Origin of the sequence: Sporosarcina soli (assembly GCF_042655805.1) — a bacterium.
Taxonomy (GTDB): domain Bacteria; phylum Bacillota; class Bacilli; order Bacillales_A; family Planococcaceae; genus Sporosarcina; species Sporosarcina soli.
The window spans coordinates 1-10,407 of the sequence record NZ_JBHSNO010000011.1 but is presented as its reverse complement, the minus strand read 5'-3'; the positions used below and the strand labels follow the sequence as shown (position 1 = coordinate 10,407).

The window sequence follows — 10,407 nt, the reverse complement described above, 5'->3', positions numbered from 1 at the left end:
AATACAGAGATCATCTTCTTAATACTGCCTAGGCTTTTTAAAAATGTCCTTTACAAGGGGTACAGTTTACAATGCTCCATGGCCTTTTTCAATAGGTCAACTGACGGATGCCGTTTTCAAGTCGCTCATCCACTTCTTTCGCGTCTTCGATATGTTCGATGAACAAATCCTGTGCCTGTGCGAAAAGTGCTTTTGCTCCAAGCAGTTCATGTTTCACTTCTTCGGATAATCTTTTCTGCTCTTCAATCATCTCTTGAATGGCGCCGATATCTCCCTGACTCTGTTCAACCGTCCCAAGAATGCTTTCAATCTTGGAAGCTGTGTCTAAACTGACCGCCACACCCTTCTCCACAAGCTCGGCACTTCTCCTTGTCGATTCAAGCGCCTCCTCAATTTCTTCTCGCAGTGAAGAGGTCAATGTTTGGATATTTGCTGTACTATCTGACGTACTTTCCGCAAGTTTCCGTACTTCTTGTGCAACGACTGCGAAACCTTTCCCATATTCTCCGGCACGCGCCGCTTCAATGGATGCGTTGAGCGCCAAAAGGTTCGTCTGCGCTGCAATATCTTCAATGACACCGACAATCGATTGAATTTCGACAGAACGGGCACTTAAGTTCGTCATATTCTGTTCGGACGCTTGAATTTGAACGCCAAGATCTTTGATCACTTCAGCGGTCGCATGGACTTCTGTTGTCCCTTCCGATGCTTCTCCTACCATACTATCGGATTGCTGTTCAAGCGATAATCCTTTTTCATAAAGCTCTTGCGATTTCTCAGATGTTCTTTCACTTAATTCCCCGACGTTTTCAAATCTCGTTTCGATTTGGCTGACCGCTTCTCTCAAGATATGATGTTGTGCGTTTACTTTTTCATGCTGATCGACTGCTGCATCCAGTTCGTTTTTCAAGTCGCTCAAACGATTGCGATCCTGTTGTTCTTTCTCTGTATATGAAGACTTTAAACGTTCTAATTCTACTTGTAGAGTTTGATCTTCTACGGCTCTCTTTCTCTTGAACAACTCAATTCCCCCGCTTCCTTTTGTTCATAATACCATAAAAAGTTGCACGGAAATTGTAAAAATTGTGTCAAAAGTCGCAGTGTATTCAATAAAGAAAATTAGTCTTTTAAGTTGAATTTTATCCCGAAAACGAATATTATTGTAAATGTAATTCATTTCGTTCGTATTTTGAAAGGGGTATCCTTGTGTTTCATCTAAAAGAACAGAATACAACTGTTAAAACTGAAATCATTGCTGGTTTTACAACCTTTTTAACAATGGCCTATATCGTTATTGTCAATCCGATCATCCTGGCAGATGCAGGTGTTCCTTTCGAGCAAGTATTTCTTGCCACCATTGTTGCAGCTGTTATCGGGACGTTATGGATGGCTCTTTTCGCCAATTATCCGATCGCCATCGCTCCCGGAATGGGCTTGAACGCTTACTTTACATCCACTGTGTTGGCATCGGATGGACAACTGGATTATATGGCCGCTTTTTCTGCGGTGTTTATCGCCGGACTCTTGTTCATCCTTTTGTCTTTGACACCGTTCCGTGAAAAACTGATCCAGTCGATTCCCGAAAGTTTGAAGCTCGGGATCACAGCGGGGATCGGTTTGTTTATCGCTTTTATCGGGTTACGGTTATCAGGTCTTGTCGCACCCCATGAATCGAATCTCGTGAAACTTGGGGACCTTACTTCAGCGCCAGTCTTGCTTACGTTATTCGGCCTGCTCGTGACCATTATCCTCATGGCCTTGAATGTCTATGGATCGATTTTCATCGGCATGATCCTGACCGGGATTGTCGCATTATTAACAGGGCAACTTAAATTTGAAGGAGCTCTCTGGCAGTTACCCCATTTGCCAGAAGGTATTCTCGTATGGAATCCGATCCAAGCGGCAGGCGATGTCATTTCCCACGGCTTGTACGGTGTTGTCTTGGCATTTCTCATCGTCACGCTATTCGACACGACTGGGACAATGATCGGTGTCGCCAAACAGGCAGGGCTAATGAAAGGGAATACGTTGCCTCGTGCACGCCATGCTTTACTGGCCGACTCTGTCGCCGCTACAGCCGGTGCCATGTTCGGGACAAGCCCTACTTCCGCTTATGTCGAATCCTCTTCAGGTGTAGCTGTCGGCGGACGTACCGGTTTAACGACTTTGACCGTTGCCATCCTATTCATCGTCGCTGCCTTTTTCGGTCCGTTTGTCAGCGCGTTGTCCGGTGTAGCGGCCATTACCGCGCCCGCACTCATCATTGTCGGAAGCTTGATGATCGGATCTGTCAAACAGATTGATTGGGATTCGTTCGATGAAGCTTTTCCCGCATTTCTCGTTATCTTGACAATGCCTCTCACTTCAAGCATTGCAACGGGGATTGCACTCGGCTTTATCACCTATCCGCTGTTGAAAATCGTTAAAGGAAAGGCAAAACAAGTTCCAATCCTTTTATACGTCTTTGCAGTGTTGTTCACCTATCAGCTTCTCTTTTTACCGCACTAAGGCCAAAAACCCTTCCGAAATTAAATCGGAAGGGTTTTTGTTTACCAAGTTTTTATTCGATTCGAAGTAAGGGCTGACAGTAAAAGCGCCACTGCTGTCAGGAGATGCATAATCCAACCGATGATCGGAATAATGCTTACCACACTCGTAATAAGACCCAAAATGGAAGCACCTCTACCTTGCCCCTCCCGGATGGAAAGGATCAAGGTAATCGCGTGAAGCAAGAACATCACACCTAACGCGGAATAATTTGTCCCAATGACAAATGCTCCCCCAATGATTGGGATGGCAAGAAACCCCTCTGCAATTCCGGTGATCCATTTCATACCTGTTGAATAGTTCATCTATCTTTTTCCTCCATATGCATCTAATCTTATATCTTCTTTACGGGATAGGCGTACGAAAAGTTTCAACTTTCCCGGCTTTGTCACAATACTTTGCAATGGACATTTCAATCCTTTGCAAAATAGGGTATACTTAAAAATAGAGACAATTGATTTTACGGGAGGTATAGACCATGACAGTTCTTCTTATTATGGGCGTTTGCTTCGCATTCTTATCTGCAATTTTCACAGGTGGTTATGAAGATAAGCCAGGTAAAGTTAAAAAATAAGCACTACATACGAGTAAACGGGACAAGCTTTTGGCTGTCCCGTTTTTTTCATTCCAACCCTGGATAAGCTTGTTGTCTTAATGCTTCGTAAATCAAGATGGCGGCTGTATTCGACAGATTCAACGATCGGATATTGTCATTCATCGGAATTCGGAGACAGCGCTCTTGATGTGCTTGCAGGACATCAGCAGGCAGACCTGTCGTCTCTTTACCAAACACAAAGAATAAATCCTTCGCTGAATCGGAATAGTCATACGCCGTATGGGGCTTGTTCCCATGCTTCGTCAGAAAATAGAAGTCCGCTTCCGGAAAGGCTGCAAACAGCTCATGAATACCGTCATGATACGTAATATCGACATGCTCCCAATAATCGAGCCCCGCTCGCTTTAACATCTTATCATCCGTTGAAAATCCAAGCGGTTTGATAAGATGCAATTTCACTCCAGTTCCTGCACAAGTCCGCGCAATATTCCCCGTATTTGCAGGGATGAGCGGTTCAAATAATGCAACATGTATAGCCATTTCAAAATTTCCTCCCATTAGATTCTCTCTTTATGTGTCTCTATTGCCTTTTGTAACTCCGCACGCACTTCAAAATCTTCCTCTTTCAATAAGGCTGCCTCTAACGCTTGGTAGCCTTCCTTTGTGCCGATTTCCCCTAACGCCCATGCAATCGTTCCCCGAATAACAGGGCGTGGGTCTGTCCCCAACATTGCAATCAATTCAGATACTGCTGTTTCATCTTTAAAATGGGCCAGCGCAAGAATTGCATTTCGCTGAATCGGATTCTTACCACGCCAAGATCCAGACACTTCTCCAAACCGCTCTTTAAATTCCCGGTTCGATAACCGAAGCACCGGTTGAAGTAACGGCTTCGCCAGTTCAGGATCAGGCTGGAATGCCTGCTGATGTAAATTATGCTTTCCTTTATTTTTCGGGCAAATGGTCTGACACGTGTCACACCCGTATAACCGATTGCCGATTTTCGCCCGGAACTCTTCAGGTATCGGCTTTTTCGACTGCGTCAAAAACGCAATGCAACGCTGGGCATTCAATTGCCCGCCTTGTACCAAAGCACCTGTCGGACACGCGTCGAGACAAAGCGTACAATCCCCGCATTCATCCTCCATCGGGGTGTCCGGCGCAAAGGGAATGTTCGTAATCATTTCCCCGAGATAGACATACGAACCAAATTCCGGTGTGATGATCGCACAGTTTTTAGCCGACCAGCCGATTCCTGCCCGTTCCGCAACCGCCCGATCGACCAGTTCCCCTGTATCGACCATCGAGCGGACTTTAGCATCCGGCACTTGTTTCAAAATAAATTCCTCAAGCAGCGCAAGCTTTTCACGAAGGACGACATGATAATCGATCCCCCATGAAGCCCGGCAAAAAATGCCGCGTCGTTCGCCTTTCTTCCCCTTAGGCGAATTGGACATTTTCGACGGATAAGCAACAGCAATTGCAATGATGCTCTCTGCTTGATCCAGCAATAATGCCGGTTGAGTCCGCTTATCCAAGTCTTTTTCTTCAAAACCGGATTGGTACCCTAGCTCCTGCTGTCGCTTCAAGCGATTTTTCAGTTCCCTGAAAGGGGCAGCTGTTGTAAAACCGATCTTATCGATGCCGATGGACTGTGCATATTCCCTGACCGCCTGCTGCAATCGAACAGCATTCACGCTGTATCATCTCCTCTATGTTAAACTTGATTTATCATTTTATAAAAAAAGGGTGTTGTCATTGAAAATTGAAATGGATACTAAGCTATTCGAAACCATTCCCGATCTAAAATTGGGCATTAACCATTATACCAAAATTACAGTATCGGAATCGCCTCAAATGCTAAAAGGTCGCTTGCAATTATTTCAAGAACAACTTTTCTTTGAACTTGAAGAGAAAAAGTTGACCGACTTCCCCGGTATACAAGAATGGCGAGCCATATGGAAATCCCTTGGTGCAGATCCTAACCGTTACCGGCATTCCACGGAAGCCCTGATGAGACGGATTAAAAAACAGAACTATATCCAACCCTTCCACACGGCCGTTGATCTCAATAACTTCTTTTCCTTACAACACGAAATCCCTGCTGGCATCTACGACTGTGAAAAAATCGTTGGCGATGTCAACGTTACACGCGGCAACGAAGATGATGGCTATGACGGATTAAACGGTCGCTTTAATTCACTCGCCAATATCCTTTTATTGAAAGATGATTATAGCCCTTTCGGAAGTCCATTTGTCGATTCGATACGCACCGCAGTAACAGAAGAAACAACAGAAGCTCTGCATATCTTCTATCTACGACCTTCTCTCGATCCTGCTGAAGCGCTGGAACTGACAACCGCTTGCGGCAACATGTTCTCAAGCATAAGTGGCGGTAACGTACAGTCGTCCGTTTTACATAAAGGACAAACTTCCATTATAATGAATTAATATTGTGCAAGAATCAGGGGGGATGAACAGATGGCCACCATCACACTTGCTGAAGCGGTAAAACTGAAAAGTATTTTAACAAAGCGCATCCACGAGTTGGAAGAGGAAATGAGACGCGTCGCCTTCACAACTGTTGAAAAAGGTAATACACCCGAAAAAGGTCCACGTACGCTTCAAGACGTTGAAATCGAAATGGATGAAGTGCGTTTGGATAGTCGGACACTCGATCGCCTTATGTACCGCGCGAATATTGATCATAATATCGATTTCCAAGGTCAACAACTCGCGATTGTCGAAGCGATCGAACTAGCCACTCAATTACGTGCTAAAGCCCGCTTTTACAAAGAGCTTGCCTCTGCTGAAAAAGAAGAGATTCAATACGGTTTCTCTGAAAGTACAACCATCTACCGGGTTGCCTTATTCGAACCGGAAGACTATCGACTCAAAGCATTACAAACGGAAAGAGATGCTCATAAATTATCCAATCTCATTAATGCGAAAAATTATTCCATCGTGCTAGCGTTTGATGACTCGAAATATTTCTGACCCCTTGGAAAGGTGAGACTCCTTTCCAAGGCATAGTGTGGGGACCACTCCAATTTAAATGAAGGCAAACCAATGACCTGTTCCCATTTACTTTGTGACCAATTTCCAATGACCAACCAAGGCAATGCCAATGGACAATCCTTAGTAGTGTCACCGGGTTCCCCACTATGAAAATCGCTCCTACCGTTTCGGCGGTTAGGAGCGATTTGATTTGGCATTTAGTTTTTGAAAGGTCTTGTTTTCTCACCATTGATCAATAATGTCCAATTCCCCTTCTCCGGGAACATGATTTTTCCACTGAATAGATAAAGTCGATGCGAGTCTGCTGCATCACCTTCCCGCACAAACGTATCTTCGAAAACAATCATACCCATTTCATTAAGCAATTCTACTTTTATTTCCTTTTCGCTTCCTAAAGAACTTTCAATATACGTTTCAACCTCCTCACTTACGTTCATTTCCATTGGCGAATCGATAAGCGTATAGTGTTCCGTCTTCGGAAGGGGAGGAAGGATATTCATCGTGAACTCGTCAAACAATTGGTCCTCGACGAAAAATGATAGTTGCCACTTTCCTTCTATAGGAAATGGTGGGAAGCTCGTCAAAGTATGTGCGTCTTCGCTTCTCAACGGTGTAGAAAGAATCCCTTCAGATAAGGTGAGTGTTGAATTGTACGTATTCTTTGCCTCCACCCGATACTGTTTGCCAATAAGCAACGAAGGATCTCCCCAAAAATAAAGCATCAATTTACTGCCCCTACGAGCATCTTCGGCTATAAAATGTTCATTAGACATTAATATTCCAATTTTCTCATCAATCCCGACTACATCATAATCTTCATTTTTGAAGATAACCGCATTCTGCGCATTCAATTCTACCCGGGGCTGAAACGACAGCTTTAAATCATTCAGCCAACCATCTCTGCCACTCGTTAAGGCTAGCACAAACAGCGTTGCACATAGTAAGGCAACCACAAAAAAAGGTTTTATTATTAGCATCTGCTTCTTTGACTTCGTTTCTTTCCTCAATGCCCTGTTGATTCGATCTTTCTGCTCTTCATCCAAACTATATTTAGGAAGGTCTTTCAGAGTTTCTCGTAATTTTTCCATCTCCGTCATCAGCATATCCCTCCTCCACTAATATTTCCTTTAATCTTTTTAACGATCGATGAAACATGACGTTCACCTGATTCACATTGCTTTTTACGATTTCGCTCACTTCTTTAGAAGGCAACTCCAAAATCCCTCTTAGAATGACAATCTCTTTGTAACGAGGATTCAGTAGGCAAATTGCCCTATGCAATTCAATTGTTTCTTGACTAGCGATTATCCCTTCTTCCAATTCATTTAAAAGCATTTGCTCTTGATAAACCAAATGCCTAAGTCTTTTCCATATCTTTGCCCGACGATATTGGTCAATCACATGATTTCTTGCAATTGAGATCAACCAAGTCTTTGGATGGGAATTTCCTTTGAACAAAGGCATTTTTTTTATTGCGACTAGGAAAGTTTCCTGAACAAGGTCCTCAACATCTATGCTGCCGGTATAGTAAATTAAAAAACTTGTAATATCCTTCTCATACAATTGAAACCATTCCTCAATCGAGTGATTTGCCATTCGCTCTCCCCCCTTTACTAGATTAGACGATTCCATACGAGGAATATTACAGAGAACGGTAGGTCTTCATACCAAAAAGCTCCTATCGCTTAAGCAAAAGGAGCTTTAACTTAATTATTTAATTCCTCTTCCGCAATCTGCCTTAGCGCCTCTGCACGGTTAACAATAAATTTTTTCATGTACCATTCCAAAAACAACTTATCAGCAACCCTCCCGATTGTCCCCAAAGGCGATCGGTAGCAAAAACGATCAATCATCAAGGTACCGTTTTCCTTCTCGATGAACTCATGAACGTGCGTAAAAGAGTGAAATGCGCCCTTAACCATAATGTCTTCAAACATATACGGCCGATCCATTTTCGTGATTTTCGCAGTTAGCCTCTGCCTTACTCCAAAGTGGACGGCCTCCCATGTGACAACGTCCCCGACAGACAGAAATCCTGTTGTGACTCCACCAACGGCTTTCTCCTTCGTATACGCTGTTGTGCGAGTATGTGTATCTACATCCCGCGCCAAATCAAAGCAACGTTCGATTGGCGCACGTACAAATTCTTGATGAACAATTAAAGGCATATAGAGAGCCCTCCGATAGCGTTTGAGTTGAATTTAAGTTCGATGTGGAAAACGTAGCACAATCCTTATCCAGATAACGAAAAAAGACACAACCGAAGTTGCGTCTTTTTCAGGTGATACCCGAGGCCGGACTTGAACCGGCACGCCTCGCGGCATCGCATTTTGAGTGCGACGTGTCTGCCATTCCACCACTCGGGCATATTAAAATAATTTTCCACAGCGTATATCTTAAGCTAATTGGAGGCGGCAACCGGAATCGAACCGGTGATAAGGGTGTTGCAGACCCGTGCCTTACCGCTTGGCTATGCCGCCTTAGATAAAGTGGAGCGGAAGACGGGATTCGAACCCGCGACCCCGACCTTGGCAAGGTCGTATTCTACCACTGAACTACTTCCGCGAAACTGGGGTAGCTGGATTCGAACCAACGAATGACGGAGTCAAAGTCCGTTGCCTTACCGCTTGGCTATACCCCAAAAAGATAAATGGGGCGACTGAAGGGAATCGAACCCTCGAGTGTCGGAACCACAATCCGATGCGTTAACCACTTCGCCACAATCGCCATAATAGTTAATTCATTTTAATTTGGATGTAACACATGGGGCGGCTGAAGGGAATCGAACCCTCGAATGTCGGAACCACAATCCGATGCGTTAACCACTTCGCCACAACCGCCATCATATTGAATCGCAATAGTAATGGCAGGGGCAGTAGGAATCGAACCCACACCAAAGGTTTTGGAGACCTCTATTCTACCGTTAAACTATGCCCCTGTAAAGATGGTGGTGGGGGACGGATTCGAACCGCCGAACCCGGAGGGAGCGGATTTACAGTCCGCCGCGTTTAGCCACTTCGCTACCCCACCAAAATCCATGGTGCCGGCGAAAGGACTTGAACCCTCAACCTACTGATTACAAGTCAGTTGCTCTACCAATTGAGCTACACCGGCATGGTAAATTAAATGGTGGCTCAGGACGGAATCGAACCGCCGACACAAGGATTTTCAGTCCTTTGCTCTACCGACTGAGCTACTGAGCCACATAATATTTTTTAAAGAAAATGGCGGTCCCGACCGGGATCGAACCGGCGATCTCCTGCGTGACAGGCAGGCATGTTAACCGCTACACCACGGGACCATTTGGTTGCGGGGGCAGGATTTGAACCTGCGACCTTCGGGTTATGAGCCCGACGAGCTACCACTGCTCCACCCCGCGATAATGTTATTCATACGTGTTACAAAGATAATGGTGGAGGATGACGGGCTCGAACCGCCGACCCCCTGCTTGTAAGGCAGGTGCTCTCCCAGCTGAGCTAATCCTCCTGGGTTAAAATTGCGATAAGCTTCGCATTACTGCGTCAACTTCATTCGCTCACTCAGTCACGTACCATTGTACGCTTCTTCGTTCTCTCAATCGTTTTCTTGTTCTGCTTGCTTCTCCCAATTTTAACGGGAGTTGCGACAAACTTTGAATTGTTGTATTTAATACTTTTAAATAAAATGGTGACCCCTACGGGATTCGAACCCGTGTTACCGCCGTGAAAGGGCGGTGTCTTAACCGCTTGACCAAGGGGCCATTATTATGTAGTTAACTGGCGGAGAGCAAGGGATTTGAACCCTTGAGACAGCGTTAGCCGCCTACACGATTTCCAATCGTGCTCCTTCGGCCACTCGGACAGCTCTCCAATTGGCTCCGCAGGTAGGATTCGAACCTACGACCGATCGGTTAACAGCCGATTGCTCTACCACTGAGCTACTGCGGAATAATAAGTAACTTACTTACATTCTTTAGGAATGACAGCCCAGCGATGTCCTACTCTCGCAGGGGAAACCCCCGACTACCATCGGCGCTGAAGAGCTTAACTTCCGTGTTCGGTATGGGAACGGGTGTGACCTCTTCGCCATCATCACTGGACCTTTCCAACAAGACAATAATTATTATATCAAACTTATTGGATATTTGCAAGCGTTTTTTAAAATAATTAATTGAAATTATTTTATTTTATTCGCTCAAAACCGGATAAAGCCAACATTGGTTTGCACAAAATCAGGGTCAACCATGCCCTTTTTAAATCAAGGTTAAGTCCTCGATCGATTAGTATCTGTCAGCTCCACACGTCGCC

10 protein-coding genes, 16 tRNA genes and 1 rRNA gene are annotated in these 10,407 nt (G+C 44.8%); 3 read left to right on the top strand and 24 right to left on the bottom strand.

The features are described 5' to 3' along the window. Nucleotides 1-88: 88 nt before the first annotated feature. Nucleotides 89-1,021 (bottom strand): methyl-accepting chemotaxis protein, encoded by a 933-nt coding sequence (locus ACFPRA_RS18480; protein ID WP_381437957.1) that lies wholly within the window; start codon nt 1,019-1,021, stop codon nt 89-91. Between the two features lie 185 nt (nt 1,022-1,206). Here ACFPRA_RS18480 and ACFPRA_RS18475 point away from each other — a divergent pair, with 185 nt between their 5' ends. Beyond that, the gene (locus ACFPRA_RS18475) at nt 1,207-2,508 is read left to right on the top strand and encodes an NCS2 family permease (protein WP_381437955.1); all 1,302 of its coding nucleotides are present in this window, start codon (nt 1,207-1,209) and stop codon (nt 2,506-2,508) included. 41 nt (nt 2,509-2,549) lie between these two features. Here ACFPRA_RS18475 and ACFPRA_RS18470 read toward each other — a convergent pair whose 3' ends face one another. From ACFPRA_RS18470 to queG, 3 genes are all read right to left on the bottom strand, one after another. Continuing rightward, nucleotides 2,550-2,852 carry a hypothetical protein gene (locus ACFPRA_RS18470; RefSeq protein WP_381437953.1) on the bottom strand — a complete coding sequence of 101 codons (303 nt, stop codon included), beginning with the start codon at nt 2,850-2,852 and terminating at the stop codon, nt 2,550-2,552. 317 nt (nt 2,853-3,169) lie between these two features. Beyond that, nucleotides 3,170-3,643: a tRNA (uridine(34)/cytosine(34)/5-carboxymethylaminomethyluridine(34)-2'-O)-methyltransferase TrmL gene (gene trmL / locus ACFPRA_RS18465; protein WP_381437951.1), complete on the bottom strand. Its 474-nt coding sequence runs from the start codon at nt 3,641-3,643 to the stop codon at nt 3,170-3,172. Nucleotides 3,644-3,660: 17 nt separating this feature from the next. After that, the gene (gene queG / locus ACFPRA_RS18460) at nt 3,661-4,800 is read right to left on the bottom strand and encodes a tRNA epoxyqueuosine(34) reductase QueG (protein WP_381437948.1); all 1,140 of its coding nucleotides are present in this window, start codon (nt 4,798-4,800) and stop codon (nt 3,661-3,663) included. Between the two features lie 61 nt (nt 4,801-4,861). On the opposite strand from queG, the gene ACFPRA_RS18455 reads away from it, so the two are divergent. Further along, the gene (locus tag ACFPRA_RS18455) at nt 4,862-5,554 is read left to right on the top strand and encodes a B3/B4 domain-containing protein (protein WP_381437946.1); all 693 of its coding nucleotides are present in this window, start codon (nt 4,862-4,864) and stop codon (nt 5,552-5,554) included. A gap of 30 nt (nt 5,555-5,584) precedes the next feature. Next, a complete protein-coding gene (locus tag ACFPRA_RS18450; protein ID WP_381437944.1) occupies nt 5,585-6,100 on the top strand; it encodes a hypothetical protein in 516 nt (171 codons plus the stop codon). Between the two features lie 218 nt (nt 6,101-6,318). On the opposite strand, the gene ACFPRA_RS18445 is transcribed toward ACFPRA_RS18450, so the two are convergent. From ACFPRA_RS18445 to rrf, 20 genes are all read right to left on the bottom strand, one after another. Next, nucleotides 6,319-7,218, bottom strand: coding sequence for a hypothetical protein (locus tag ACFPRA_RS18445; protein WP_381437942.1), 900 nt, complete (start codon nt 7,216-7,218; stop codon nt 6,319-6,321). After that, nucleotides 7,172-7,717, bottom strand: a complete 546-nt coding sequence (locus ACFPRA_RS18440; RefSeq protein ID WP_381437940.1) for an RNA polymerase sigma factor — start codon at nt 7,715-7,717, stop codon at nt 7,172-7,174. Before ACFPRA_RS18440 ends, ACFPRA_RS18445 begins: the two co-directional genes overlap by 47 nt. A 110-nt stretch (nt 7,718-7,827) precedes the next feature. Then, nucleotides 7,828-8,289, bottom strand: coding sequence for an SRPBCC family protein (locus ACFPRA_RS18435; RefSeq protein WP_381437938.1), 462 nt, complete (start codon nt 8,287-8,289; stop codon nt 7,828-7,830). 117 nt (nt 8,290-8,406) lie between these two features. After that, nucleotides 8,407-8,487 (bottom strand) — tRNA-Leu (locus tag ACFPRA_RS18430). Nucleotides 8,488-8,527: 40 nt separating this feature from the next. Then, nucleotides 8,528-8,601, bottom strand: a tRNA-Cys gene (locus ACFPRA_RS18425). Between the two features lie 10 nt (nt 8,602-8,611). Beyond that, nucleotides 8,612-8,686, bottom strand: a tRNA-Gly gene (locus tag ACFPRA_RS18420). A 4-nt stretch (nt 8,687-8,690) separates the two neighbouring features. Then, nucleotides 8,691-8,762, bottom strand: a tRNA-Gln gene (locus ACFPRA_RS18415). 10 nt (nt 8,763-8,772) lie between these two features. Further along, a tRNA-His gene (locus ACFPRA_RS18410) sits at nt 8,773-8,848 on the bottom strand. A gap of 37 nt (nt 8,849-8,885) precedes the next feature. Then, nucleotides 8,886-8,961: transfer RNA gene (locus ACFPRA_RS18405), tRNA-His, on the bottom strand. 24 nt (nt 8,962-8,985) lie between these two features. Further along, nucleotides 8,986-9,059: transfer RNA gene (locus ACFPRA_RS18400), tRNA-Trp, on the bottom strand. Between the two features lie 7 nt (nt 9,060-9,066). Next, nucleotides 9,067-9,151: transfer RNA gene (locus tag ACFPRA_RS18395), tRNA-Tyr, on the bottom strand. Nucleotides 9,152-9,159: 8 nt separating this feature from the next. After that, a tRNA-Thr gene (locus tag ACFPRA_RS18390) sits at nt 9,160-9,235 on the bottom strand. A gap of 13 nt (nt 9,236-9,248) precedes the next feature. Then, a tRNA-Phe gene (locus ACFPRA_RS18385) sits at nt 9,249-9,324 on the bottom strand. A 22-nt stretch (nt 9,325-9,346) separates the two neighbouring features. Continuing rightward, nucleotides 9,347-9,422, bottom strand: a tRNA-Asp gene (locus ACFPRA_RS18380). A 3-nt stretch (nt 9,423-9,425) separates the two neighbouring features. Continuing rightward, nucleotides 9,426-9,500: transfer RNA gene (locus ACFPRA_RS18375), tRNA-Met, on the bottom strand. Nucleotides 9,501-9,531: 31 nt separating this feature from the next. Then, nucleotides 9,532-9,607, bottom strand: a tRNA-Val gene (locus ACFPRA_RS18370). Between the two features lie 178 nt (nt 9,608-9,785). Then, nucleotides 9,786-9,860, bottom strand: a tRNA-Glu gene (locus ACFPRA_RS18365). Nucleotides 9,861-9,877: 17 nt separating this feature from the next. Beyond that, nucleotides 9,878-9,969 (bottom strand) — tRNA-Ser (locus ACFPRA_RS18360). Nucleotides 9,970-9,972: 3 nt separating this feature from the next. Further along, nucleotides 9,973-10,047 (bottom strand) — tRNA-Asn (locus tag ACFPRA_RS18355). Between the two features lie 37 nt (nt 10,048-10,084). Beyond that, nucleotides 10,085-10,199: ribosomal RNA gene (gene rrf, locus ACFPRA_RS18350) — 5S ribosomal RNA — on the bottom strand. Between the last annotated feature and the right edge of the window lie 208 nt (nt 10,200-10,407).

Bases quoted from the DNA above. Each gene is read 5' to 3' on its own strand.
- ACFPRA_RS18470 (WP_381437953.1), bottom strand. From the start codon at position 2,852: ATGAACTATTCAACAGGTATGAAATGGATCACCGGAATTGCAGAGGGG.
- trmL (WP_381437951.1), bottom strand. From the start codon at position 3,643: ATGGCTATACATGTTGCATTATTTGAACCGCTCATCCCTGCAAATACG.
- ACFPRA_RS18450 (WP_381437944.1), top strand. From the start codon at position 5,585: ATGGCCACCATCACACTTGCTGAAGCGGTAAAACTGAAAAGTATTTTA.
- ACFPRA_RS18445 (WP_381437942.1), bottom strand. From the start codon at position 7,218: ATGACGGAGATGGAAAAATTACGAGAAACTCTGAAAGACCTTCCTAAA.
- ACFPRA_RS18440 (WP_381437940.1), bottom strand. From the start codon at position 7,717: ATGGCAAATCACTCGATTGAGGAATGGTTTCAATTGTATGAGAAGGAT.
- ACFPRA_RS18435 (WP_381437938.1), bottom strand. From the start codon at position 8,289: ATGCCTTTAATTGTTCATCAAGAATTTGTACGTGCGCCAATCGAACGT.